Raw genomic sequence first — 25,378 nt, forward strand, 5'->3', positions numbered from 1 at the left:
GAATTCAGATCAGGCCGTCGAGCGGCAGGATGTCGACCGGGGCGCCCGCGTCGACCGCCGCGCAGTCGTGGCCCAGGACGATGAAACAGTTCGCGGCCGCGAGGCCGCTCAGCGATGCGGAGCTCTGCGAGCCGGCCGGTGCGACGTGCCAGCGGCCGTCGGCCGCACGCGTCGCGATGGCGCGCAGGTATTCGGTGCGGCCCGGCCGCTTGTTCAGCCGCTGCGTGCTGAATGCGGCGTACATCGCCGGCGGTGGTGTCTGCGCGCCGGCCAGCGCGAGCAGCGCCGGGCGCACGATCGCGTAGAACGTCACGGCGGACGCGACCGGGTTGCCGGGCAGCCCGAAGAACAGCGTATGGCCGGCATCGCCGGCGGCGCGTGCGAGCGTGCCGCACGCGAGCGGCCGGCCGGGCCGCAGTGCGAGGCTCGCGAACGTCACGTCGCCGAGCCGCGTCATCACGTCCCGCGTGAAGTCCGCTTCGCCGACCGATACGCCGCCCGACGTGATCACCGCGTCGGCGCCTGCGGCGACCGCATCGCGCAGCGCGCGTTCGAGCGCCGCCGGATCGTCGCGAACGATGCCGAGATCGAGCGCGTCGAGGTGCAGCCGTTCGAGCATCGCGACCAGCATGGCGCGGTTGCTGTCGTACAGCGTGCCGTCCGCGCGCGGCTGGCCCGGTTCGCGCAGCTCGTCGCCGGTCGAGAACACGGCGACCCGCACGCGGCGGCGCACCGTGACCTCGCGCAGCCCGAACGACGCGAGCAGGCCGAGATCGGACGGACGCAGGATGCGGCCGGCGGCCAGCGCGCATGCGCCGCGCGCGAGATCCTCGCCGGCCTTGCGGCAATTCGCGCCGCGCGCGACGTCGTGCGCGGCGAAGCGGACGACGTCGCCCGCCACGCGCACGCGTTCCTGCGGAATGACGGTGTCGCAGCCGGCCGGCATCGGCGCGCCGGTCATGATGCGGATGCAGGCGCCGGGTGCGACGACGCCGTCGAACGGATGGCCGGCGAGCGCCGTGCCGGCGACCGTCAGCGCGATCTCGGCCGATGCGGCGGCCATGCTCGCGCCGCCGTCGAACGCATAGCCGTCCATCGCGGAATTGTCGTAAGCGGGAATGTCGAACGGCGCGTTCACGTCGGCCGCGAGCACGCGGTCGAGCGCATCGTGCAGCGACACGATGTCGCACGCGTCGACCGGCACCGCGAAGCGGCACGCGAGCGCCTGCGCATCGGCGAGCGACAGCGGAGCAGCGGAAGCGGGTGCGGGTGGGGAGGCGGACGAAGGTTGCGTGATCATCGGTCGGACTGCGCCGCAAGGCGTATCGGGTTCGTGGCCGGTGGCGCGAAAGGAGCGCCTGAGCGCGGACGCGCATGCGGCGGGCGGAAAACGCGGCCGATGCCGTCAGCGGCGGGCCAGCGCGGCGAGTTCCTGCCAGGAGTTGGCATTGTAAAACGCACGCTCGTCGCGAAACTCGACTTCGACCGTCTTGTGGCGTGCGTACCACGCACGCACCTTGCGCTCGCCGGCTGCGAGCGCGGCGGCGAGGTCGTCGGCGAGCGACGTGCGCAGCAGCGCGAAGGTCGGCTGCGGCGAGCGCGCGTGCTGGGCGTCGACGGTCACGGCCATCGCGATGTCGGCCCGATGCGCGTCGAAGGCCGCGTGCAGTCGCGCGACGAGGTCGGTCGGCAGGGAGGGCGTATCGCATGGCGCACAGACGACGAGCGGCGCGCGCGCCGCGCGCATGCCGGCGAGCAGCCCGGCGAGCGGGCCCGCGAAGTCCGGCGTTTCGTCCGGCACGACGCGCGCTCCGAACGGCGCGCCGAGTTCGGCATAGCGAGCGGCGTTGCGATTCGCGCTGATCACCATCTCGTCGACCTGGCCGGCGAGCCGGCGCAGCACGTGCAAGGCGAGCGGCGTGCCGTCGAGCAGCTGGAGGCCCTTGTCGGCCCCGTCCATGCGCGTCGCGCGTCCGCCGGCGAGCAGCAGGCCGGTGATCGAAGGCGTGACGGAAGCGGGCATCGTGACGGGGGAGGCGGGGCGCGGCGCGTCAGCCGCCGATGTACGACATTTCGACGCGCTTGCCCGCGCTGTCGGGCGCGGCGCTGCCGGCGGCGCTGCCGCGCAGCTGCGAATAGCGGTCGGTGCGGGCCTGCCAGATGCGGGCGATCGCAGTCGCGATCTCCGCGTCGCTCGCGCCGCCGCGCACCAGCGCGCGCAGGTCGTGGCCGCTCGATGCGAACAGGCACAGGTACAGCTTGCCTTCGGTCGACAGCCGCGCGCGCGTGCAGTCGCCGCAGAAGGCCTGCGTGACGCTGGAGATCACGCCGATCTCGCCGCGGCCGTCCGCATAGCCCCAGCGCTGCGCCGTCTCGGCGGCCGTGTGTGGCTCGAGCGGCACGAGCGGGAAGTGCTCGGCGATGCGCGCGACCACCTCCGCCGACGGCAGCACTTCGGTCATGTTCCAGCCGTTCGACGTGCCGACGTCCATGTATTCGATGAAGCGCAGGATCACGCCGGTGCCGCGAAAACGCTCGGCCATCGGCACGATCTCCGTGTCGTTGGTGCCGCGCTTCACGACCATGTTGACCTTGACCGGCGCGAGGTCCACGGCCTGGGCGGCGAAGATGCCGTCGAGCACGTCGGCGCTGGCGAAGTCGGCGTCGTTCATGCGCTTGAACAGCGCGTCGTCGAGCGCGTCGAGGCTGACCGTCACGCGCGTGAGGCCGGCATCCTTCAGCGCGCGCGCCTTGCGCGCGAGCAGCGAGCCGTTGGTGGTCAGCGTGACGTCGAGCGGGCGGCCGTCGTGGGTGGTGAGGCGCGCGAGGCGCTCGATCAGGAATTCGAGGTTCTTGCGCAGCAGCGGCTCGCCGCCGGTGATCCGGATCTTCTCGACGCCGTGTGCGACGAACAGCCGCGCCACGCGCTCGATCTCTTCGTGCGTGAGCAGCGCGCTGTGCGGCAGGAACGGGTAGTCCTTGTCGAACACGTCGCGCGGCATGCAGTAGACGCACCGGAAGTTGCAGCGGTCCGTCACCGAGATGCGCAGGTCGCGCAGCGGCCTGGCGAACCTGTCGGTCAGCGCGCCGTCGGGCGTGTGCGCGACGCCGGAGATATCGGGCATCGCGCTGACGTCGGCGAGGGGAATGATGCGTCGGGACATATCTAAAGAAGTGCGAGCCGGGCTTGTATTCTAGCCGCAAGCGGTGTTTCGGGCTGGTGAGCGCAAACCCGCGGTACGAAAAAGAAAAAGCCCGCCGAAGCGGGCTTTCTCGGGCTGCGACGCGCTTAACGCTGCGACGTCTCGACCTGCTGCATCGGGGTCGAATCGGCCGGCGGCAGCGGCTTGCGTTCGCGCGGCACGCGGGCCGCGCGCGGCAGGCGCGATGCGGCTTCCTGGGCGGCGCGGAACTTGTCGGCGTCGGTGTTCACCCACACCAGACCGGCCTGTTCCAGTACGACCTCGAGGCCGGCCGAAACGGGCGCAGCAGCCGCAGGAGCCGGCGTCGCGGGTGCCGGCGCTGCAACGGTTTCGACCGGGGCAGCTTCGACGCGAGCAGCTTCGACCGGTGCCGCTTCGACGCGAGCCGGTTCGGCCGGGGCCGGTGCGGCTTCGACTGCGACGACCGGTGCCGGCGCGGCGTGCTCGACGGGCGCGGACTGCGGCGCTTCGACGGCAGCCGGCTCGGCCGGCACTTCGAATGCGTCGGTCGGCGAAACCGCGACCGGCGCCGGGCCTGCTTCCACAGCGGCGGCCGGGGCGACCGATGCCGTTGCGGCTGCCGGAGCGGCGATGGCCGGCTCCAGCGGCGCGACCGGCGTCGCTTCGACGCGTACCGGTGCCGGTTGCGGCTCGACTGCGGCCGGTGCGGCGGCTTCGGCGTGCTGCTCGACCGCGGTTTCGGCCACGACGGCGCCTGCTGCCGCGACGGCAGCCACGGCGGCCGGTGCAGTCGCTGCGGCCGTATGAGCCGGTGCTGCTGCGCTCGACTCGGTCGCTACTTCCTGCACGGCGGCTTCATCGCCGACGCCGTGCTCGGCGACTGCGCCTTCTTCCTCGCGCTCGCGACGACCGCCACGGCGGCCGCGGCGGCGACGGCGACGTTCCTCGCCACTGGCTTCCGCGTCGGCTGCGGCATCTGCGCCGGGCAGCGCAACTGCGGCGGCCTGGTCGGCTTCCTCGTCCGGATGGTTCTCGCCACGGTTGACCGTCTCGAGCGTCGCCGCGTGTTGGGTCGGCTTACGGCGCTCACCGCGCTCGCCGCGTTCACCACGCTCGCGACGTTCGCCGCGTTCCTGGCGCTCGCCGCGCCCGGCTGCGTCGCCGGCTTCCAGCTGCTCGGCGCGCTCGCGCGGTTCACGGGGCTCGCGGGCCTCGCGTGCCTCGCGGTTTTCACGCGGCTCGCGACCTTCGCGCGGGCCTCGGCCTTCGCGACCTTCGCGGCCCTCACGACCTTCGCGGTTCTCGCGCGGTTCGCGGCCTTCACGCGGCTCGCGAGCCTCGCGCGGTTCACGACCTTCGCGCGCTTCCTTGCCTTCGCGCTCGAGGCGCGGGCCGCGGCCTGCCGCTGCCTGGTCGCGTCCGCCCTGAGCCTGCGGGCCGCCACGACGGTTACGGTTGCGATCGCCGCCGCGCTGCTCCGACTTCTCGGTGCGCTCGCGGGCCGGACGGGCAGCCGGTTCGCTGACCGGGGCCGGTGCGACCGGCGCGGGCGCCGGTGCCGCCGCCGGCGCCATGCCGAACAGGCCCTTCAGCCAGCCGATGAAGCCGCCGCTCGCCGGCGCGACCGGAGCCGGGGCGGGCGCCGGTGCGGCCGCGACCGGCTCGGCCGGGCGCGGCGCTGCCGGGCTCGGCGCCGGACGTTCGGGCGTGATGCCCTTGACCGCCGCTTCCTGCTTCGGCTTCACGTCGGCCGTGCGCTTGCTGTAGCCGGTTTCCGACTCCAGCTCGCGCGCCGCTTCCTCGGCCATCTTCCACGACGCACGCGGGTCGTCGAGGCGCGCGTCGTCGTGACGCAGGCGTTCGAGCTTGTAGTGCGGCGTATCGAGGTGCTTGTTCGGGATTAGCACGATGCCGACCTTGAAGCGCGACTCGATCTTGTTGATTTCCTGACGCTTTTCGTTGAGCAGGAAGGCGGTCACTTCGACCGGCACCTGGCAATGGATCGCCGCGGTGTTTTCCTTCATCGCTTCTTCCTGAATGATCCGCAGCACCTGCAGCGCGGACGATTCGGTGTCGCGGATGTGGCCCGTGCCGTTGCAACGCGGGCACGTCACGTGGCTGCCTTCCGACAGCGCCGGACGCAGGCGCTGACGCGACAGCTCCATCAGGCCGAAGCGGGAGATCTTGCCCATCTGCACGCGCGCACGGTCGTGCTTGAGCGCGTCTTTCAGGCGCTGCTCGACTTCGCGCTGGCTCTTGGCCGACTCCATGTCGATGAAGTCGATCACGATCAGGCCACCGAGGTCGCGCAGGCGCAGCTGGCGGGCCACTTCGTCGGCGGCTTCCAGGTTCGTGCGCGTCGCCGTTTCCTCGATGTCGGCGCCCTTGGTGGCGCGCGCCGAGTTCACGTCGATCGCGACGAGCGCCTCGGTGTGGTCGATCACGATCGCGCCGCCCGACGGCAGCGGCACCGTGCGCGAGTAGGCCGTTTCGATCTGGTGCTCGATCTGGAAGCGCGAGAACAGCGGCACGTCGTCGTGGTAGCGCTTCACCTTCGACACGTTGTCCGGCATCACGATGTCCATGAACGCACGGGCCTGATCGTAGATCTCGGTCGTGTCGATCAGGATTTCGCCGATATCGGGCTGGAAATAGTCGCGGATCGCGCGGATCACGAGGCTCGATTCCAGATAGATCAGCATCGGCTGACCCGAGTTACCGCTTTGCGACGCCGCTTCGATCGCGCGCCACAGCTGCAGCAGGTAGTTCAGGTCCCATTGCAGTTCCTCGGCGCTGCGGCCGATGCCCGCGGTACGGGCGATCATGCTCATGCCGTCCGGAATCTGCAGCTGCGCCATGGTTTCGCGCAGTTCCTGACGCTCGTCGCCTTCGATCCGGCGCGACACGCCGCCGCCGCGCGGGTTGTTCGGCATCAGCACCAGGTAGCGGCCGGCGAGCGAGATGAAGGTCGTGAGCGCCGCGCCCTTGTTGCCGCGCTCCTCCTTCTCGACCTGGACGATCAGCTCCTGGCCCTCGCGCAGCGCATCCTGGATGCGCGCGGAGCGCATGTCGATGCCTTCCTTGAAGTACTGGCGGGCGACTTCCTTGAACGGCAGGAAGCCGTGGCGGTCTTCGCCGTAGTTGACGAAGCACGCTTCGAGCGACGGCTCGATGCGGGTGACGACACCTTTGTAGATATTGCCTTTGCGCTGTTCGCGCCCGGCTGTCTCGATGTCGATGTCGATGAGCTTTTGCCCATCGACGATGGCGACGCGCAGCTCCTCCTGCTGCGTCGCATTGAACAGCATGCGTTTCATGAACGACTCCAGGCGGCTCTACTGCCGGCGCCTCGCGGTTTTGTCAGTCGCGAGAGCGGGGACGACGGCAGGCCGCACCTTGTTGTGTTGTCACGAGCACGCTGGAGCGGGAAGGATGGCGGGGAGAATTGCCTGAAGAGGCGCTTGGGCCCGAAACATGGGGCCGGCGGCCATAGGGCACCTGCGAACACGGCTTCAAAGCAGGCGTCCACACACCGCACGCTGCACAAGCGCGCTAAGCCTGAGGCCGGGGCACTGCCACGGGGCGCGCGCAATGCGTCGCGCGCGCCGACGGGCGGCAGATGCTGCGGCTTGGGCCGCAGCGGGGAGTATCGAATCCAGCCCGACTTTCCCGCCTGGGGTGTACTTCCCTGGTTTGACGTCGCCAAGCCCCGCACGCTTCGCGGGGCCAAATCGGGCGCAACGCCGTAATTTTCGCAACCGGCAGCCTGCGGACGCACTTCGCGCCGTCGGGCTGCCGATCAAATTCTTTTCAACCAACTTTCCGTTACCGCGGCGCCTTGCCGACCGAATTCGCCTGTGGGCGCGATCCTTGCCGACGAGCGGCGCCGTGCGTGCAACTTGCTGCATCTCTTTGGTTAAGGGCGAGCAGCAGACCCCCGGCGCAAGTAAAATAGCGGTTTGCGCTTGCGCCTTGCCCGATTCAGCCGGGGCCGGCCTGTCAGGCCACCCTCAACGTCAGGCTGGGCAAAATTATATTCAGTATGAATGAGTTAGGCAAAATATCCCAGAATTCGGTCGCAAGCGGTCAGGTATCGATGATCGAGATCGACGAAAACTCGGCCGGTCAGCGGATCGACAACTTCCTGTTGCGCGTCTGTAAGGGCGTGCCCAAGAGCCATGTCTACCGGATCCTGCGCAGCGGCGAAGTGCGCGTGAACAAGGGCCGGGTCGACGCCCAGTACCGTCTCGCGCTCGGCGACCTCGTGCGCGTGCCGCCCGTGCGGGTGGCGGCGGCCGATCTGGCCCGCGCCGAAACGCCGATCGTCCCGCCCGCGCAATTCGACGTGCTATACGAGGACGACGCGATGCTCGTCATCAACAAGCCGGCCGGCGTCGCCGTGCATGGCGGCAGCGGCGTCGCGTTCGGCGTGATCGAACAGATGCGGCAGGCGCGCCCGCGCGCGAAGTTCCTCGAACTGGTGCACCGGCTCGATCGCGAGACGTCCGGGATCCTGATGCTCGCGAAGAAGCGCACGGCGCTGGTGGGGCTGCACGAGCAGATCCGTGAAAACCGGATGGACAAGCGCTATTTCGCCTGCGGACACGGCCAGTGGCAGCCCGATTGGGGGCGTCGCCGGGTGGTGAAGGCGCCGCTCTTCAAGTATTCGACCGCGGAAGGCGAGCGGCGCGTGCGCGTGCAGGACGACGGCCTGCCGTCGCACACGGTGTTCAACCTGATCGAGCGCTGGCCCGACTACGCGCTCGTCGAAGCGGAACTCAAAACGGGTCGGACCCATCAGATCCGTGTGCATCTCGCGCATCTCGGCTTGCCCATCGCGGGCGACGCCAAGTATGGCGATTTCGCCCTGAACAAGGCGCTGGCGCGCGCGAACGCGCAGCCGTCGCTCAAACGGATGTTCCTGCACGCGTACCGCCTGAAGCTCGCACATCCGCTGAGCGGCGAGCCGCTGCAGTTCGATGCGCCGCTGCCGGACGAATGCCGGCGCTTTCTCGATCAACTCAGCGCTCTGCGCGATACCGCGTGACTCGCATGGCCCGACAGCAATTTGATCTGATCGTCTTCGACTGGGACGGCACGCTGATGGATTCGACTGCGCACATCGCGTACAGCATCCAGGCCGCGTGCCGCGATCTCGGCCTGCCCGCGCCGTCCGACGAGGCGTCCCGCTACGTGATCGGCCTCGGCCTGCGCGATGCGCTGCAGATCGCCGCGCCGAGCCTCGATCCGTCCGACTATCCGCGGCTCGCCGAACGCTACCGCTACCACTACCTGCTGGACGACCAGCGCATCGAGCTGTTTGCCGGCGTGCGCGAACTGCTCGCGGAATTGCGCGACGTGGGCTACCTGCTCGCGGTCGCGACCGGCAAGGGGCGCGTGGGCCTGAACCGCGTGCTCGACCAGTCGAAGCTGACGAGCCTGTTCGACGCGACCCGCTGCGCGGACGAAACGTTCTCGAAGCCGCACCCGGCGATGCTGCACGAACTGTCCCGCGAACTGGGGCAGGATCTGGCGCGCACCGTGATGATCGGCGACACGACGCACGACCTGCAGATGGCGGCAAGTGCCGGGGCGGCCGGCGTCGGCGTGTCGTACGGTGCGCATACGGCCGACGCGCTGGCCGCGCTGGCGCCGCGCTTCGTCGCGCCGGACGTCGTCGCGCTCGCGGCGTGGCTGCGGGAGCACGCATGAGTGCGGCGCCGGCCGCCGTGCGCGTCTGCGCATCGGACGCGCTCGCCGACGGCGGCACCGGCGTGCGCGTCGACGCGACGCTGCGCGGCGAGCAGGCGGTCGTGTTCTTCGTCCGCTACGAGGGCCGTGCCTACGGTTACCTGAACCGCTGCGCGCACGTGCCGATGGAGCTCGACTGGGCCGAAGGGCAGTTCTTCGAATCGTCCGGGCTCTATCTGATGTGCGCGACGCACGGCGCCATTTATGCGCCCGATACGGGCAAGTGCGTGGGCGGCCCGTGCCGCGGCGCTCGGCTGCGGCCGGTCGAGGTCGACGAGCGCGACACGCCCGACGGGCGCGCGGTTTTCTGGGTGCCGGATGCCGACCTGGTGCCCGCTGCGCCGCCTTCCGCCACGACCGACTGACGACACCACTTCAGACACCACTTCATGGCCGACCAACCGACTACTCCCGATTCCTCGTCCCGTCCCGACCCCCGCGAGCCCAACTGGGAGCGCGCGGCCCTCGAGCGGATCGCGCTGGCGGCCGTCAAGGAACAGCGCGCGGCGCGGCGCTGGAAGATCTTCTTCCGGTTCGCGTTCCTCGGCGTGTTCGCGCTGCTCGCGTTCGCGCTGATCGATTTCTCGGGCGACTCGAAGTTCTCCAGCGGGCGCCACACGGCGCTGGTGACGATCGACGGCGAAATCGCGGCCGGCACCAATGCGAACGCCGAAGACATCAACACCGCGCTGGATGCCGCGTTCGACGACGACGGCACGGCCGGCGTCGTGCTGCGGATCAACAGCCCGGGCGGCAGCCCGGTGCAGGCCGGGATGGTTTACGACGAGATCCGCCGGCTGCGCAAGACGTATCCGGACAAGCCGCTGTACGTGGTCGTGACCGACATCTGCGCATCGGGCGGCTATTACATTGCGTCCGCCGCCGACAAGATCTTCGTCGACAAGGCGAGCATCGTCGGCTCGATCGGCGTGCTGATGGACGGTTTCGGCTTCACCGGGCTGATGAGCAAGCTCGGCGTCGAGCGCCGCCTGCATACGTCGGGCGAAAACAAGGGCTTCTACGATCCGTTCTCGCCCGAGACGCCGAAGATGGACGCCCATGCGCAGGCGCTGCTCGATCAGGTCCATGCGCAGTTCATCAAGGCCGTGAAGGACGGCCGCGGCAAGCGGCTGCACGAGACGCCCGACATGTTCTCGGGCCTGTTCTGGACCGGCGAGAAGAGCGTCGAACTCGGCCTCGCCGACGGCTACGGCACGACCGACACGGTCGCGCGCGACGTGCTGAAGGCGCCGGATCTGGTCGACTACACGGTGAAGGAAAGCATCACGAACCGCGTCGCCCGCAAGTTCGGCGCGGCGGCCGGCGGGGCGGCGATGAAGGCGCTCGGCGCGGCCGGCACGTCGTTCAGCCTGCGCTGAACGGCGGTACGCGGCGCGCTGCAAGCGCGGCCCGGCGCCCGCGCCGCCCGCCGAGCGGCGGCGCGCGCCACGTGCGCCGTCAGTTCGCGAGCAGCAGGAAGATCGCCGGGCGCTTCTGCAGATTCGGCGCGGCCGCCTTTTTCCAGTCCGCCGCGGTGCGGCTCGCGATCGTCTCGGTTTCGAGCGTCAGATCGGCCGCGACGCAGATCTGCGTCGACGGCGCACAGGTCGCCACGAGTGTGTCGAGCATCGCCTGGTTGCGGTAGGGCGTCTCGATGAAGATCTGCGTCTGCCGGGCCTTGCGTGACAGTTGCTCGAGCTCGCGCAGGCGCTTCGCGCGCGCGGCCGCGTCGACCGGCAGATAGCCGTTGAACGCGAAGCTTTGGCCGTTCAGGCCCGATGCCATCAGCGCGAGCAGGATCGAGCTCGGCCCGACCAGCGGCACGACCTTCACGCCGCGCTCGTGCGCGCGGCGCACCAGCAGCGCGCCGGGGTCGGCCACCGCGGGGCAGCCGGCCTCGGACACGAGCCCGGCATCGGCGCCCGCCAGCACCGGCGCGAGCAGCCCGTCGATTGCGCCGGCCGGCGTATTGACGTTCAGTTCCTGAATGTCGATTTCCTGGATCGGCCGCGTCGTGCCGATCTTCTTCAGGAACGCGCGCGTCGTTTTCGCGTTCTCGCCGATGTAATAGCCGAGCGTGCCGGCGCGCGCCTGCACGGCAGCCGGCAGCACCGCGGCGAGCATCGCGGCGTCGCCTTCGCCGAGCGTGTTGGGGACGAGATAGAGCGTGCCGGCCGTCATGCGCGGTCTCCGTGGTGGGCGAACAGCGGGTAGCCGGCGACGCGCAGCATCCGCGTGAGCGCGATCAGCGGCAGGCCGACGAGCGCGGTCGGGTCGTCGGAATCGATTGCATCGAGCAGCGCGATGCCGAGCCCTTCGGATTTCGCGCTGCCGGCCACGTCATACGGCGTCTCGGCGCGCAGATATGCGTCGAGCTCGGCTTCGGGCAGCGAGCGGAAGCGCACGCGCGTCACCACGTCCTCGCTCTGCGTGTTGCCGGTACGGCTGTCGTACAGGCTCAGCGCGCTGTGGAATTCGACGTCGCGGCCCTGCATCGACAGAAGCTGCGCGAGCGCGCGCTCGTGCGTGCCCGGCTTGCCGATCTGGAGGCCGTCGAACGTCGCGACCTGATCGGAGCCGATCACGAGCACGCCGTCGGGCGCGTCGATCGTCGCGGCGACCGCGCGCGCCTTCGCGGCGGCGAGCCGCAGCGCCGTCGCGGCCGGCGTTTCGCCCGCGAGCGGGGTTTCGTCGAGGTCCGGCGACACGGTGTCGAACGGTATGCCGAGGCGCTCGAGGAGCGCGCGGCGATAGCGGGAACTGGAGGCGAGAATCAGCCGCGGCGGGCGGCAAACGGTATCCGGCATGGTCGGTTGGGTCGGTGAATCGTCAGGTGTGATGCGGCGTTGCGCGGACGCAAGCATAAGTGATTGACCGCAAAAGGTAAAACAGGTATGCTTTCCCGCTTTTCGTCGACAGGCTTGCGCTGTGGTGGCGCCTGTTGGGTCTTCGGAATACAGTACGTCAACCGTGTGCGGCTCGTGTCGCGCATGAAAGAGAGCGGCGCCCAACGTGTGACGTCGGCCGAGCCGGATCCCGCAAGTCAGCCCGTGGACAGGAGCGCAACATGAACACTTCTTCTGGCAAGCCGGCGGCAGCGCTGGATCCGCACGCAGTCGACCTGTTCGAATTCGCCCGCAGCGGGCGGCAGGCGGCAGGTGCGACGCGGCTGTCCCAGCTGGCGCGCATGCTGAACGAAGTGCCGGCGGACGCGTCCGATCGCGACACGGTGTTCACGTGGCAGGCCGAAGGGTTCACCCAGAAGGAGCTGCAGGACGACGGCAGCGACGGCCAGCAGCCGTACCTGCGTCTCGCGGTGCATGGCCATGCGTGGCTCACGTGCCAGCGCTGCATGGCGCCGTACGACCAGACGTTCGACGTCGACATGACGTACCGCGTCGTGGCGACCGAAGAAGAAGCTGAAGAATTTCCGCTCGACGACGATGAAGCCGATGTGATCGTGGGCTCGCGCCAGTTCGATCTCGTCGACTTGATCGAAGAGGAGTTGCTGCTTTCGCTGCCGCTCGTGCCCAAGCACGAGGTTTGCCCGGCAGTTCACGAAAGCCTCGTGTCGGGTGTGAGCGGTCCTTCGGAAGATGCGGATGAAGCGTCCGTGGAAGACGAGGACGAAGGCAAACGGCCGAATCCGTTCGCAGCGCTGCAAGCGCTGAAGAAGGACGGGGACGGCGGCAACAAACACTAAGCAGTTGTGGCGCGGGAAGGCGTAAGGGCTTTGGGCCAGGGTAGTTAAGCGCCGGATCGGGCTGTGTTAGAATCCGGAAAATCAATTAGGAGTTAGTCATGGCAGTCCAGCAAAACAAGAAGTCGCCGTCGAAGCGCGGCATGCATCGTTCGCACGATTTCCTGACGGCAGCGCCGCTGGCAGTCGAGCCGAGCACGGGTGAAGTGCATCTGCGTCACCACGTCAGCCCGAACGGCTACTATCGCGGCAAGAAAGTCGTCAAGACGAAGAACGACTAAGCGTCAAGTCACGCGTTGCGCGCTACGTTCGCCGTTCGCGTGACAACTGGTTCGCTTGACACTTTCCTGGCTCAACAAAAAGGCGGCATTCAACTGCCGCTTTTTTGTGCCTGAAATTCGTCGCATTCCATGACCGTAAAGCTCACAATCGATTGCATGGGAGGCGACCACGGCCCGTCCGTGACCGTTCCCGCCGCAGTCAAGTTCGTCCGCGCGCATCCCGATGCGCACCTGATGCTCGTCGGCATCGAAAGCGCGATTCGCGCGCAGCTGAAAAAGCTGAAAGCCCTCGACGATCCCGCGCTGACCATCGTGCCCGCCACCGAAGTCGTGGCGATGGGCGATCCTGTCGAAGTCGCGCTGCGCAAGAAGAAAGATTCTTCGATGCGCGTCGCGCTGAATCACGTGAAGGAAGGCGCGGCCCAGGCCTGTATTTCCGCCGGCAACACCGGCGCGCTGATGGCCGTTTCCCGTTACGTGCTGAAGACGCTGCCCGGCATCGAGCGGCCCGCGATCGCGTTCGCGCTGCCGAACCCGACCGGCTACACGATGATGCTCGACCTCGGCGCGAACGTCGACTGCGAGCCGCAGCACCTGCTGCAGTTCGCGGAGATGGGCCATGCGCTCGTCGCGGCGCTCGAAGGCAAGGAGCGCCCGACGATCGGCCTGTTGAACATCGGCGAAGAAGTCATCAAGGGCAACGAGACGATCAAGCGCGCCGGCGAACTGCTGCGCGCCAGCACGCTCAATTTCCGCGGCAACGTCGAAGGCAACGACATCTACAAGGGCACGGTCGACGTGATCGTCTGCGACGGCTTCGTCGGCAACGTCGCGCTGAAGACGTCCGAAGGGCTCGCGCAGATGCTGTCCGACATCATCCGCGAGGAGTTCGGCCGTTCGCTGATGTCGAAGCTGATGGCGCTGCTCGCGCTGCCCGTGCTGATGCGTTTCAAGAAGCGCGTCGACCATCGCCAGTACAACGGCGCGGCGTTGCTGGGGCTGAAGAGTCTCGTGATCAAAAGCCACGGTTCGGCCGATGCCTACGCGTTTGAGTGGGCGATCAAACGCGGGTATGATGCCGTCAAAAACGGCGTGCTGGAGCGCCTTACGCGCGCGATGGCGGATAATTCGGTGTCGCTCGGCGACGGCGAACACGACGCAGGCGGCGCAGGCCACACGGGCCCGGCCGCAGGCCAACACGCCGAACCTCCCGCTGCGCAATCCTCTAAAGCATAAATGGCCCAATCGACTCTCTATTCCCGCGTGCTCGGCACGGGCAGCTATTTGCCGCCCGACCGCGTCACGAACCAGCAGCTTGCCGATCGTCTCGCGAAGGAAGGCATCGAGACGAGCGATGAATGGATCGTGGCGCGCACGGGCATCCACGCGCGCCATTTCGCCGCACCCGACGTCACGACCAGCGATCTCGCGTACCAAGCCGCGCGCCGTGCGATCGAGGCGGCCGACATCGACCCGCAATCGATCGACCTGATCATCGTCGCGACGTCGACTCCCGATTTCGTGTTCCCGAGTACGGCCTGCCTGCTGCAGAACAAGCTCGGCATCAAGAGCGGCGGCGCGGCATTCGACGTGCAGGCCGTGTGTTCCGGCTTCGCGTACGCGATGGCGATGGCCGACAGCTTCATCCGCGGCGGCCAGCACCGCACGGCGCTCGTCGTCGGCGCGGAGACGTTCTCGCGGATTCTCGATTTCAAGGACCGCACGACCTGCGTGCTGTTCGGCGACGGCGCGGGCGCGGTGATCCTGTCCGCATCGGAAGAGCCGGGCGTGCTCGGCAGCGCGCTGCACGCGGACGGCAGCTATTCGAACATCCTGTGCACGCCGGGCAACGTCAATCGCGGCGTGATCGAAGGCAGCGCGTTCCTGCACATGGACGGGCAGGCGGTGTTCAAGCTCGCGGTCAACGTGCTGGAGAAGGTCGCGGTCGAAGCGCTCGCGAAGGCGAATCTCGCGCCCGAGCAGATCGACTGGCTGATTCCGCACCAGGCCAACATCCGCATCATGACCAGCACCTGCCGCAAGCTCGGCCTGCCGCAGGAGCGCATGGTCGTGACGGTCGACCAGCACGGCAACACGTCGGCTGCGTCGATCCCGATGGCGCTCGACGTCGCGGTCCGCGACGGCCGCATCCAGCGCGGTCAGCACGTGCTGATCGAGGGCGTCGGCGGCGGCTTCACCTGGGGCGCGTCGGTCTTCCGCTTCTGATCCGCAGCGCGCGACTGCTGCGCGCGGATCCCGAACCGGCGCGCCGTTCGCGCGCGCCGTCCGAATCGATTCAATTGGGGACGATATGAAATTTGCATTCGTTTTTCCGGGGCAGGGCTCGCAGTCGGTCGGCATGCTGAACGCATTCGCCGATCTGGCCGTCGTGCGCGAGACGCTCGCGGAAGCATCCGATGCACTCGGCCAGGATCTCGGCAAGCTGATCGCCGAAGGCCCGGCTGAAGAACTGAATCTCACGACCAACACGCAGCCGGTGATGCTGACGGCCGCATACGCGTGCTATCGCGCATGGCAGCAGGCCGGCGGCCCGGCGCCGTCGATCGTCGCGGGCCACAGCCTGGGCGAATACACGGCGCTCGTCGCCGCAGGCGCGCTCGCGTTCAAGGACGCGGTGCCGCTCGTGCGCTTCCGTGCGCAGGCGATGCAGACCGCGGTGCCGGTCGGCCAGGGCGGCATGGCCGCGATCCTCGGCCTCGACGACGACACGGTGCGCGCGGTGTGCGCGGAAGCGGCGCAAGCGGGCGTCGTCGAAGCCGTGAACTTCAACGCGCCGGCGCAGGTCGTGATCGCGGGCGCGAAGGCGGCCGTCGAAAAGGCGTGCGAGATCGCGAAGGCGAAGGGTGCGAAGCGCGCGCTGCCGCTGCCGGTGTCGGCGCCGTTCCATTCGTCGCTGCTCAAGCCGGCGTCGGACCAGCTGCGCGACTATCTGGCGAACATCGACGTGAAGGCGCCGCAGATTCCGGTGGTCAACAACATCGACGTCGCGGTGGTCAGCGATCCGGCCGCGATCAAGGATGCGCTGGTGCGCCAGGCCGCCGGCCCGGTGCGCTGGGTCGAATGCGTGCAGCACATCGCCGCAACGGGCGTCACGCACGTGATCGAGTGCGGGCCGGGCAAGGTGCTGGCGGGGCTGACGAAGCGCATCGACGGCAACCTGGTCGGCGCGTCGGTGTTCGATCCGGCGTCGCTCGACGAAGCGCTGAAGCTGGCGACCGCCTGACGCGGCGCCTTTCCTCAAGAGACGGATATTCGATTCATGGAAAAGACTCTCGACAAACAGGTCGCGATCGTGACCGGCGCATCGCGCGGCATCGGCCGTGCGATCGCGCTCGAACTCGCGCGCCTGGGCGCGACGGTGATCGGCACGGCGACGAGCGAATCGGGCGCGGCCGCGATTAGCGCCGGGTTCGCGGAAGCGGGCGTGACGGGTCGCGGCGCGGTGCTGAACGTCAACGACGCGGCTGCGGCCGAAGCGTTGATCGACGCGACCGTGAAGGAATTCGGCGCGCTGAACGTGCTCGTCAACAACGCCGGGATCACGCAGGACCAGCTCGCGATGCGGATGAAGGACGAGGACTGGGACGCGGTGATCGACACCAACCTGAAGTCGGTGTTCCGGCTGTCGCGCGCGGTGCTGCGCCCGATGATGAAGGCCCGCGGCGGGCGCATCATCAACATCACGTCGGTGGTCGGCTCGGCCGGCAATCCGGGGCAGGCCAACTACGCGGCCGCGAAGGCCGGCGTGGCGGGCATGACGCGCGCGCTGGCTCGCGAAATCGGCAGCCGCGGCATCACGGTCAACTGCGTGGCGCCGGGCTTCATCGACACCGACATGACCAAGACGCTGCCGGAAGAACAGCAGGCCGCGCTCAAGACCCAGATTCCGCTCGGCCGCCTCGGCAGCCCGGAGGACATCGCCCATGCCGTCGCGTTTCTCGCGTCGCCGCAGGCCGGTTACATCACCGGCACGACGCTGCACGTGAACGGCGGCATGTACATGTCGTAACGGTTTTCGTTTACCATCCGCGCCGTATCCCGTTTTTCAGGCGGATCGGCGCTTGATCGACCATCAAGCCAACGCGCGTTTTGGCGTCAGCAAACCTGATAAAATGCGCGCACTTGTAAATCTGAACTTTCCCTCGGAGGGGTAATGGATAACATCGAACAACGTGTCAAGAAGATCGTCGCTGAGCAACTGGGCGTCGCGGAAGCCGAGATCAAGAACGAAGCATCGTTCGTGAACGATCTGGGTGCAGACTCGCTCGACACGGTCGAACTGGTGATGGCTCTGGAAGACGAGTTCGGCATGGAAATCCCGGACGAAGAAGCAGAGAAGATCACGACGGTTCAGCAAGCGATCGACTACGCTCGCGCAAACGTCAAGGCGTAAGCGCCTTTCGCGCTCGTCCGCCACGTCGCCGCGATCTTCGCGATTGACGCGCCATCCTGCCGGCTTCGCGCCGGACGGACTAACAGCCACAGGGCTCGCAGGGCTGGTTCCTGTGGCCTCTGTGGCTTTTGTTTTTGTCATCCAATAATGGAAAAGAGGTTACCGTGAGCCGCCGTCGTGTTGTTGTTACAGGCCTGGGGCTGATTTCGCCTGTTGGCAATAATGTTGCCGACGGCTGGGCCAATCTCGTCGCCGGCAAGTCCGGTATCGCCACCGTCACGAAGTTCGATGCGTCGAACCTCGCTTGCCATTTCGCGGGCGAAGTGAAGGGTTTCAACGTCGAGGAGTACATCCCGGCGAAGGAAGCCCGCGGCATGGATACGTTCATCCATTACGGCATCGCAGCCGGTGTCCAGGCTATCCGGGACAGCGGCCTCGAAGTGAACGAAGCCAATGCGGAGCGCATCGGCGTGCTGGTCGGCTCCGGCATCGGCGGCCTGCCGATGATCGAAGACACGCACCAGACCTACGTCGATCGCGGCCCGCGCCGGATTTCGCCGTTCTTCGTGCCGGGTTCGATCATCAACATGATCTCGGGCCACCTGAGCATCATGTTCGGCCTGAAGGGCCCGAACCTCGCGGCCGTCACGGCCTGCACGACCGGTCTGCACAGCATCGGCCTCGCGGCGCGCCTGATCCAGGCCGGCGACGCCGACGTGATGGTCGCGGGCGGCGCCGAATCGACGGTGTCGCCGCTCGGCATCGGCGGTTTCGCGGCCGCGCGCGCGCTGTCGACCCGCAACGACGACCCGGCAACCGCGTCGCGCCCGTGGGACAAGGACCGCGACGGCTTCGTGCTGGGCGAGGGTTCGGGCGTGATGGTGCTGGAAGAGTACGAGGCGGCGAAGGCGCGCGGCGCGAAGATCTATGCGGAAGTCTCCGGCTTCGGCATGACCGGCGATGCGTACCACATGACCGCGCCGAACATGGACGGTCCGCGCCGCTGCATGGTCGCGGCGCTGCGCGATGCCGGCGTGAATCCGGACGAGGTGCAGTACCTGAACGCGCACGGCACGTCGACGCAGCTGGGCGACAAGAACGAGTCGGACGCGGTGAAGGCGGCGTTCGGCGAGCACGCGTACAAGCTCGCCGTGAACTCGACGAAGTCGATGACGGGTCACCTGCTCGGTGGCGCGGGCGGCCTCGAGTCGGTGTTCACGGTGCTGGCGTTGCACAACAACGTGTCGCCGCCGACCATCAACATCTTCAACCAGGACCCGGAGTGCGATCTCGATTACTGCGCGAACACCGCGCGTGACCTGAAGATCGACGTGGCCGTGAAGAACAACTTCGGCTTCGGCGGCACCAACGGCACGCTGGTATTCAAGCGCGTCTGACGTCGAATCGCTTGACGAGTCCATTCGATGCTCCGGCCGGGCGTCCGCAGCGCTTTGCGTTGCGGGCCTCGGCCGTGTCGTATGTCGTGCTGGCAGCGTTCGTCGCGGCGTGCGCCGCGTCCGTGTACCTGTTCTGGGCCCCGCGCGCGGGTGCTGCCGCCGGCGCGGGCATGGCCGCGGCGACGGCAGCGCTGCTGACGTCGTGCGCGGTGCGGGCCTTTGCGCACCGCCTGCCGGCGGAGCTGCGCATCGATGCATTCGGGGAGATCGCGGCGTTCAGCCGCGGCGGGCGCTTGCTGGCCCGCGGCCGGGTGACCGGCCATGCACACTGGAGCAGCCTGCTGCTCGTGCTGTCGGTCGGGCAAGGCGCCCGCCGCGCGCGGCCGTTGCTGATCCCGGCCGACGCGCTCGACGCCGCGTCGTTCAGCGCGCTGTCCGTGCTCGCGCGTACCGCGCGCACGACGGGGCGGGCATGATCGCGGCTCGTTACGTACCGTAACCAGCGGCCGGCGGCGGAACGCTACAATAACGCTCCGCGTTGCATCCCTAGTTAACGGATTTGTCAGGTGAGTGAAAAAGAAATCGATCAGGCTCTGGTCGAGCGCGTACAGAAAGGCGACAAGGCGGCGTTCGAACTCCTGGTCTCCAAATACCACCGCAAGATCATTCGGCTGATCTCGCGCCTCGTGCGGGATCCCGCCGAGGTCGAGGACGTGGCCCAGGACGCGTTCATCAAGGCGTATCGTGCGTTGCCGCAATTTCGCGGTGAGTCCGCGTTCTACACGTGGTTGTACCGGATTGCCGTCAACACGGCGAAGAACTACCTTGCGACGCAAGGCCGTCGGGCGCCGACCTCCACCGAGGCCGATGCCGAGGAGGCGGAAACTTTCTCCGACGCAGACCAACTAAGGGATATCAACACGCCAGAGTCGATGTTGATGAGCAAGCAGATTGCCGAGACGGTCAACGCTGCAATGGCCGTCCTGCCCGAAGAATTGCGTCAGGCGATTACGCTGCGCGAGATCGAGGGCCTGAGCTACGAAGAAATCGCGGAAATGATGAACTGCCCGATCGGGACGGTTCGGTCGCGGATCTTCCGGGCTCGCGAGGCAATCGCTGCAAAATTGCGTCCGCTGCTCGATACGCCCGAAGGCAAGCGCTGGTAAGCGCGATGGGTGCAACGACGCGGGTCGGGGTCTAGTTACGGATAGGGTCGTGAAATCACGACGGGGTGTGTGCAAGATGGGGAGCATCATGGGGTCGGTCAATACGCAGTCGCAAGCGTGCTCGCGCGGCGAGCGCCTTTCCGCTCTGGTCGACGGGGAACTGTTCGACGGTCCGGATCACGGGCAGTTTCTGGCTGAGCTGAACGGCGCGGATCGCGCGACGTGGGCCCAGTACCATCTGATCGGCGATGCGCTGCGCTCGGACGAGCTCACGCTGTCGCCGGCTCGCAGCGTCGCGTTCACCGCGCGCATGGCGGCTGCGCTCGACAGCGAGCCGCACCTGCTGGCGCCGGCCGCCGCGCCGGCTGCGCGCAAGCTGCTGTCGCTGCGCCGCAGGGTCGTGCCGGCGTTCGCGGTGGCCGCCGCGGCCGCCACGCTGACGTGGATCGTCGTGCCGCAGATGCAGACGGCCGGCGTGCCGGGCGCAGTCCAGGTCGCATCGGTCGGCGCGCCGCAAAGCGGCGGCCTGCAGCGCGTGACGGTCGCTCAGGCGTCTACGCAGCCGGCGCTGCAGGACGTCAACATCATCCGCGACGCCAGTCTCGATCAATACCTCGAAGCGCATCAGCAATTTGCGCAGCAGCCCGTCGTTACGGGCTCGATGCCGCTGATCCGCGCCGCGGTGTCCACCACGCCAGGCCAATAAACCCGATGCGGACATTGCAGTTGAATCACGCCATCTCCGGATGGAAGCGGCTGCCGGCCCTCCTGCTTTGCGCAGCCGCCCTGTTGTCCGTTCAATCCCTTCCCGCCAGCGCCCAGCAACCGGACGATCCCGTCGCCACCCGCAAGGGCGCGGCCGACTGGCTCGACCGCATCCAGCAGGCGGCGCAGCAGCAGAGCTACGAAGGCACGTTCGTCTACCAGCGCGGCGGCTACGTGCAATCGTCGCGCATTGCGCACGTCGCGTCGCGTGACGGCGAATTCGAGCGCATCGAGTCGCTCGACGGCAAGCCGCGCAAGGTGCTGCGGCACAACGACGAGTTGTATACGTTCGTCCCCGAGCGCAAGCTGTGCGTGGTCGAGCGCCGCCAGACGCGCGATTCGTTCCCCGCGCTGCTCGGTGCGCCGGGCGAGCACGTGATGTCCGTTTATGACGCGAAGCTGCTCGGCCGCGACCGCGTCGCCGGCGTCGATGCGCAGGTCGTCGAGCTCGTGCCGAAGGATGCGTACCGCTTCACGTACAAGCTGTGGGCCGATGCGCGCACCGGGTTGCTGCTGCGTTCGCAGACGCTCGACGCGAGCGATCACGTGCTCGAGCAGGTCGCGTTCTCGCAGTTGCAGACGGGCGGTGCCGCCGGCGACAAGTCCGCGATCGCGGCCGGCATGCGCAATCTGAGCGGCTGGACGGTGGTCCGCCCGCCGGTTGCGACGGTCGACATGGAAGCGCAGGGCTGGCAGATCGCGCCGACGATCGCCGGCTTCCGCAAGATTCGCGAGGTGCGCCGGCCGATGGCCGCGCGCGACGCAGGCGATCCGCCGATTCCGGTCGACCAGGCCGTCTTCACCGACGGGCTGGCGACGATCTCGGTCTTCATCGAGCCGGCCGAAAAGAATACGCGCAAGGAAGGCGCGGGCAGCACCGGCGCGACGCACGTGCTCGTGAAGCGCCGCGGCGACTACTGGATCACCGTGCTCGGCGAAGTGCCCCCGGCCACGTTGCAGCAGTTCGCGTCTGCCATAGAATACAAGGCTTCCAAGTAACGCTACGGCTCCCGACATGACGAAAATCACGCTGCGCAAAGTGCTCGCGGCGGCGGCGCTGTGCGCCTGCCTGCCGTTCGTCCCGCAAACCGCGTCCGCTGTCACGCCTCCCCCGGGCAGCCTGCCCGACTTCGCCGATCTGGTCGAAAAGGTCGGGCCGGCCGTCGTGAACATCCGGACGACCGCGAACGTGCCGGTGCCGGGGCCGCGCGGCAGCCTGCCGCCGGGCTTCGACAACGGCGACATGTCGGAATTCTTCCGGCGCTTCTTCGGCATTCCGTTGCCGCAGGCGCCCGGCAACGGCGGCGGCAGCCCGAAGGGCGCGCCGACGCCCGACAATCCGCCGGACACCGAGCAGAATCGTGGGGTCGGCTCGGGCTTCATCGTGTCGGCAGACGGCTACGTGATGACGAACGCGCACGTCGTCGACGATGCGGACACCATCTACGTCACGCTCACCGACAAGCGCGAATTCAAGGCGAAGCTGATCGGCGTCGACGATCGGACCGACGTCGCGGTGGTTAAGATCCAGGCAGCGAACCTGCCGGTCGTCGCGATCGGCGATTCGACCAAGGTGCGCGTCGGCGAGTGGGTGGTCGCGATCGGTTCGCCGTTCGGCCTCGACAACACCGTGACGGCCGGCATCGTCAGTTCGAAGAGCCGCAACACGGGCGACTATCTGCCGTTCATCCAGACCGACGTCGCGGTGAACCCCGGCAACTCGGGCGGCCCGCTGATCAACATGCAGGGCGAGGTGATCGGCATCAACTCGCAGATCTACAGCCGCACCGGCGGCTTCATGGGCATCTCGTTCGCGATTCCGATCGACGAAGCGATGCGCGTGGCCGATCAGCTGAAGGCGACCGGCAAGGTCACGCGCGGCCGCATCGCGGTGGCGATCGGCGAGGTCACGAAGGACGTGGCCGATTCGATCGGGCTGCCGAAGGCGGAAGGCGCGCTGGTGAGCAGCGTCGAGCCGGGCGGCCCGGCCGACAAGGCGGGCATCCAGCCGGGTGACATCATCCTGAAGTTCAACGGCCGTTCGGTCGACGCGGCGTCGGACCTGCCGCGCATGGTCGGCGACACGAAGCCCGGCGCGAAGGCGACCGTCACCGTGTGGCGCAAGGGCCAGGCGCGCGAGCTGCCGATCACGATCGCCGAGACGCCGGCGGAGACGACGGCGAAGGCCGAGCAGCGCAAGAGCGCGCCGCAGAAGCCGCGCCAGGCGAATTCGCTCGGCTTGACGGTCAGCGACATTCCGGCCGAGCAGATGAAATCGCTGAAGCTGAAGAACGGCGTGCAGATCGACGGCATCGACGGCCCGGCCGCGCGCGCCGGGCTGCAGCGCGGCGACATCGTGCTGCGCGTCGGCGACACCGACATCACGAGCGCGAAGCAGTTCGCCGACGTGACCGCGCAGCTCGATCCGCAGAAGGCGGTCGCGGTGCTCGTGCGGCGCGGCGACAACACGCAGTTCGTGCCGGTGCGTCCGCGCCCGAGCCAGAAGTAAGTCGCGCGCCGATGTTCACGCTTTACGGCCGCGGCTGGTGTCACCTGTGCGACGACATGCGCGACGCGCTGGCGCCGCTGGCGGCCGAGTTAGGCGTCGCGCTCGACTACGTCGACATCGACGCCGATCCGGCACTCGTCGCCCGCTATGACGAAGACGTGCCGGTGCTGTTGCTCGACGGCGTGGAGGTGTGCCGCCACCGGTTCGACGAGGCGGCGGTGCGCGGCGCGTTCGCGGCGCGGCGCTGACCCGGCCCCGGCGCGTGCAGGCGGCCGGCGGCTCCGGACGCTCGCGGTCGGGCACGCGCTCGCCGGCCGCCCCAAATTACCGCCCGGCAAAGGCCTTTTCGGCTAAAATAAGCCGTTTTTTCACCGACTTACAAGGCGTGCTCCGCAGTCGTCGAGCGCGCCTTTTTCGCTTGATCGGCACTGAATGGATCATATTCGCAATTTCTCGATCATCGCCCACATCGACCATGGCAAGTCGACGCTCGCGGATCGCATCATCCAGGTATGCGGCGGCCTCGCCGCCCGCGAAATGGAAGCGCAGGTGCTCGACTCGATGGACATCGAGCGCGAGCGCGGCATCACCATCAAGGCGCAGACTGCGGCGCTGTCCTATCGCGCGCGCGACGGCAAGGTCTACAACCTGAACCTGATCGATACGCCGGGGCACGTCGATTTCTCCTATGAAGTCAGCCGTTCGCTGTCCGCCTGCGAGGGCGCGCTGCTCGTGGTCGACGCGAGCCAGGGCGTCGAGGCGCAGACGGTCGCGAACTGCTACACGGCGATCGAGCTCGGCGTCGAAGTCGTGCCGGTGCTGAACAAGATCGACCTGCCGGCCGCGAACCCCGAGAACGCCATCGAGGAAATCGAGGACGTGATCGGCATCGATGCGACCGACGCGACGCGCTGCAGCGCGAAGACGGGGCTCGGCGTCGAGGACGTGCTCGAAGCGCTGATCGCGAAGGTGCCGCCGCCCAAGGGCGATCCGGCCGCGCCGCTGCAGGCGCTGATCATCGACTCGTGGTTCGACAACTACGTCGGCGTCGTGATGCTCGTGCGCATCGTCAACGGCACGCTGCGTCCGAAGGACAAGATCAAGATGATGGCGACCGGCGCGCAGTATCCGGTCGAGCACGTCGGCGTGTTCACGCCGAAGTCGCGCAATCTCGAATCGCTGTCGGCCGGGCAGGTGGGCTTCATCATCGCGGGCATCAAGGAACTGACGGCCGCGAAGGTCGGCGATACCGTCACGCACGTGGCGAAGCCTGCCACCGAGCCGCTGCCGGGCTTCAAGGAAGTGAAGCCGCAGGTGTTCGCGGGCCTCTATCCGGTCGAGGCGAACCAGTACGACGCGCTGCGCGAATCGCTCGAGAAGCTGAAGCTCAACGACGCGTCGCTGCAGTACGAGCCGGAAGTGTCGCAGGCGCTCGGCTTCGGGTTCCGCTGCGGCTTCCTCGGGCTGCTGCACATGGAAATCGTGCAAGAGCGGCTCGAGCGCGAGTTCGACATGGACCTCATCACGACCGCACCGACGGTCGTCTATGAAGTGGTGCAGAGCGACGGCTCGACGATCATGGTCGAGAACCCGGCGAAGATGCCGGAACCCGGCCGCATCGCCGAGGTTCGCGAGCCGATCGTCACCGTGAACCTGTACATGCCGCAGGACTACGTCGGCTCGGTGATCACGCTGTGCGAGCAGAAGCGCGGCTCGCAGATCAACATGCAGTATCACGGCCGCCAGGTGCAGCTCACGTACGAAATTCCGATGGCCGAGATCGTGCTCGACTTCTTCGATCGCCTGAAGTCGGTGTCGCGCGGCTATGCGTCGATGGACTACGAGTTCAAGGAATACCGTTCGTCGGACGTCGTGAAGGTCGACATGCTGATCAACGGCGACAAGGTCGATGCGCTGTCGATCATCGTGCACCGCTCGCAGTCGCAGTACCGCGGCCGCGAAGTGGCCGCGAAGATGCGCGAAATCATTCCGCGCCAGATGTACGACGTGGCGATCCAGGCCGCGATCGGCGCGCACATCGTCGCGCGCGAGAACATCAAGGCGCTGCGCAAGAACGTGCTGGCGAAGTGCTACGGCGGCGACATCACGCGAAAGAAGAAACTGCTCGAGAAGCAGAAAGAAGGTAAGAAACGCATGAAGCAGGTGGGTTCGGTCGAGATCCCGCAGGAAGCGTTCCTCGCGATCTTGCGCGTCGAAGACAAATAACAGGA

At 67.7% G+C, this 25,378-nt stretch carries 25 protein-coding genes; 19 read left to right on the forward strand and 6 right to left on the reverse strand.

Annotated features, from left to right (window positions below):
- Nucleotides 1–4 precede the first annotated feature (4 nt).
- The 4 genes from moeA to MYA_RS04890 form a co-directional block, all read right to left on the reverse strand.
- Nucleotides 5–1,300 carry a molybdopterin molybdotransferase MoeA gene (gene moeA / locus MYA_RS04875; RefSeq protein WP_014722709.1) on the reverse strand — a complete coding sequence of 432 codons (1,296 nt, stop codon included), beginning with the start codon at nucleotides 1,298–1,300 and terminating at the stop codon, nucleotides 5–7.
- 105 nt (nucleotides 1,301–1,405) lie between these two features.
- The gene (mobA, locus tag MYA_RS04880; protein WP_014722710.1) at nucleotides 1,406–2,023 is read right to left on the reverse strand and encodes a molybdenum cofactor guanylyltransferase MobA; all 618 of its coding nucleotides are present in this window, start codon (nucleotides 2,021–2,023) and stop codon (nucleotides 1,406–1,408) included.
- A gap of 28 nt (nucleotides 2,024–2,051) precedes the next feature.
- Nucleotides 2,052–3,164: a GTP 3',8-cyclase MoaA gene (gene moaA / locus MYA_RS04885; RefSeq protein ID WP_011883929.1), complete on the reverse strand. Its 1,113-nt coding sequence runs from the start codon at nucleotides 3,162–3,164 to the stop codon at nucleotides 2,052–2,054.
- Between the two features lie 125 nt (nucleotides 3,165–3,289).
- Nucleotides 3,290–6,481 (reverse strand): Rne/Rng family ribonuclease, encoded by a 3,192-nt coding sequence (locus MYA_RS04890; protein WP_014722711.1) that lies wholly within the window; start codon nucleotides 6,479–6,481, stop codon nucleotides 3,290–3,292.
- Nucleotides 6,482–7,206: 725 nt separating this feature from the next.
- On the opposite strand from MYA_RS04890, the gene MYA_RS04895 reads away from it, so the two are divergent.
- Genes MYA_RS04895 through MYA_RS04910 form a run of 4 tightly spaced genes read left to right on the forward strand, consistent with a single transcriptional unit; the run spans nucleotide 7,207 to nucleotide 10,294 of the window.
- A complete protein-coding gene (locus tag MYA_RS04895; protein WP_034194222.1) occupies nucleotides 7,207–8,211 on the forward strand; it encodes an RluA family pseudouridine synthase in 1,005 nt (334 codons plus the stop codon).
- 5 nt (nucleotides 8,212–8,216) lie between these two features.
- The gene (locus MYA_RS04900) at nucleotides 8,217–8,876 is read left to right on the forward strand and encodes an HAD-IA family hydrolase (protein WP_011883934.1); all 660 of its coding nucleotides are present in this window, start codon (nucleotides 8,217–8,219) and stop codon (nucleotides 8,874–8,876) included.
- On the forward strand, nucleotides 8,873–9,280 hold the full coding sequence (locus MYA_RS04905; RefSeq protein ID WP_011883935.1) for a Rieske (2Fe-2S) protein: 408 nt from the start codon (nucleotides 8,873–8,875) through the stop codon (nucleotides 9,278–9,280). The genes MYA_RS04900 and MYA_RS04905 overlap by 4 nt, the downstream gene beginning before the upstream one ends.
- A gap of 24 nt (nucleotides 9,281–9,304) precedes the next feature.
- Entirely contained in the window at nucleotides 9,305–10,294 is a 990-nt protein-coding gene (locus tag MYA_RS04910; protein ID WP_014722714.1) for a S49 family peptidase, read from the forward strand.
- A gap of 79 nt (nucleotides 10,295–10,373) precedes the next feature.
- Here the strand turns inward: MYA_RS04910 and MYA_RS04915 are convergent, their stop codons facing one another.
- Both MYA_RS04915 and MYA_RS04920 read right to left on the reverse strand, forming a co-directional pair.
- Nucleotides 10,374–11,096 (reverse strand): SAM-dependent methyltransferase, encoded by a 723-nt coding sequence (locus MYA_RS04915; protein WP_014722715.1) that lies wholly within the window; start codon nucleotides 11,094–11,096, stop codon nucleotides 10,374–10,376.
- Nucleotides 11,093–11,722, reverse strand: coding sequence for a Maf-like protein (locus MYA_RS04920; RefSeq protein WP_034194220.1), 630 nt, complete (start codon nucleotides 11,720–11,722; stop codon nucleotides 11,093–11,095). The genes MYA_RS04915 and MYA_RS04920 overlap by 4 nt, the downstream gene beginning before the upstream one ends.
- 260 nt (nucleotides 11,723–11,982) lie before the next feature.
- Here MYA_RS04920 and MYA_RS04925 point away from each other — a divergent pair, with 260 nt between their 5' ends.
- The 15 genes from MYA_RS04925 (at nucleotide 11,983) to lepA (ending at nucleotide 25,373) form a co-directional block, all read left to right on the forward strand.
- A complete protein-coding gene (locus MYA_RS04925; protein ID WP_014722716.1) occupies nucleotides 11,983–12,618 on the forward strand; it encodes a DUF177 domain-containing protein in 636 nt (211 codons plus the stop codon).
- 98 nt (nucleotides 12,619–12,716) lie between these two features.
- On the forward strand, nucleotides 12,717–12,896 hold the full coding sequence (gene rpmF / locus MYA_RS04930; protein WP_006051932.1) for a 50S ribosomal protein L32: 180 nt from the start codon (nucleotides 12,717–12,719) through the stop codon (nucleotides 12,894–12,896).
- A gap of 129 nt (nucleotides 12,897–13,025) precedes the next feature.
- Nucleotides 13,026–14,132: a phosphate acyltransferase PlsX gene (gene plsX / locus MYA_RS04935; RefSeq protein ID WP_041493795.1), complete on the forward strand. Its 1,107-nt coding sequence runs from the start codon at nucleotides 13,026–13,028 to the stop codon at nucleotides 14,130–14,132.
- Nucleotides 14,133–15,122: a beta-ketoacyl-ACP synthase III gene (locus MYA_RS04940; protein ID WP_011883955.1), complete on the forward strand. Its 990-nt coding sequence runs from the start codon at nucleotides 14,133–14,135 to the stop codon at nucleotides 15,120–15,122.
- A gap of 85 nt (nucleotides 15,123–15,207) precedes the next feature.
- A complete protein-coding gene (gene fabD, locus MYA_RS04945; protein WP_011883957.1) occupies nucleotides 15,208–16,140 on the forward strand; it encodes an ACP S-malonyltransferase in 933 nt (310 codons plus the stop codon).
- A 36-nt stretch (nucleotides 16,141–16,176) separates the two neighbouring features.
- Nucleotides 16,177–16,926, forward strand: coding sequence for a 3-oxoacyl-ACP reductase FabG (gene fabG, locus MYA_RS04950; protein ID WP_011883958.1), 750 nt, complete (start codon nucleotides 16,177–16,179; stop codon nucleotides 16,924–16,926).
- A 144-nt stretch (nucleotides 16,927–17,070) separates the two neighbouring features.
- Nucleotides 17,071–17,310, forward strand: coding sequence for an acyl carrier protein (gene acpP, locus MYA_RS04955; protein WP_004197638.1), 240 nt, complete (start codon nucleotides 17,071–17,073; stop codon nucleotides 17,308–17,310).
- Between the two features lie 164 nt (nucleotides 17,311–17,474).
- Nucleotides 17,475–18,707, forward strand: coding sequence for a beta-ketoacyl-ACP synthase II (fabF, locus tag MYA_RS04960; protein ID WP_011883959.1), 1,233 nt, complete (start codon nucleotides 17,475–17,477; stop codon nucleotides 18,705–18,707).
- 11 nt (nucleotides 18,708–18,718) lie between these two features.
- Nucleotides 18,719–19,183, forward strand: a complete 465-nt coding sequence (locus tag MYA_RS04965; RefSeq protein ID WP_014722720.1) for a hypothetical protein — start codon at nucleotides 18,719–18,721, stop codon at nucleotides 19,181–19,183.
- Between the two features lie 90 nt (nucleotides 19,184–19,273).
- Complete coding sequence (gene rpoE, locus MYA_RS04970) at nucleotides 19,274–19,873, forward strand: RNA polymerase sigma factor RpoE (RefSeq protein WP_011883961.1); 600 nt, start codon at nucleotides 19,274–19,276, stop codon at nucleotides 19,871–19,873.
- A gap of 88 nt (nucleotides 19,874–19,961) precedes the next feature.
- Nucleotides 19,962–20,579, forward strand: coding sequence for a sigma-E factor negative regulatory protein (locus MYA_RS04975; RefSeq protein WP_011883962.1), 618 nt, complete (start codon nucleotides 19,962–19,964; stop codon nucleotides 20,577–20,579).
- A gap of 5 nt (nucleotides 20,580–20,584) precedes the next feature.
- A complete protein-coding gene (locus MYA_RS04980; RefSeq protein WP_011883963.1) occupies nucleotides 20,585–21,637 on the forward strand; it encodes a MucB/RseB C-terminal domain-containing protein in 1,053 nt (350 codons plus the stop codon).
- 16 nt (nucleotides 21,638–21,653) lie between these two features.
- A complete protein-coding gene (locus MYA_RS04985) occupies nucleotides 21,654–23,147 on the forward strand; it encodes a DegQ family serine endoprotease (RefSeq protein WP_014722722.1) in 1,494 nt (497 codons plus the stop codon).
- Between the two features lie 11 nt (nucleotides 23,148–23,158).
- A complete protein-coding gene (locus MYA_RS04990; protein WP_011883965.1) occupies nucleotides 23,159–23,395 on the forward strand; it encodes a glutaredoxin family protein in 237 nt (78 codons plus the stop codon).
- A gap of 184 nt (nucleotides 23,396–23,579) precedes the next feature.
- The gene (gene lepA / locus MYA_RS04995; RefSeq protein WP_011883966.1) at nucleotides 23,580–25,373 is read left to right on the forward strand and encodes a translation elongation factor 4; all 1,794 of its coding nucleotides are present in this window, start codon (nucleotides 23,580–23,582) and stop codon (nucleotides 25,371–25,373) included.
- Nucleotides 25,374–25,378 lie beyond the last annotated feature (5 nt).

The organism is Burkholderia sp. KJ006, assembly GCF_000262695.1.
Taxonomy (GTDB): Bacteria; Pseudomonadota; Gammaproteobacteria; order Burkholderiales; family Burkholderiaceae; genus Burkholderia; species Burkholderia vietnamiensis.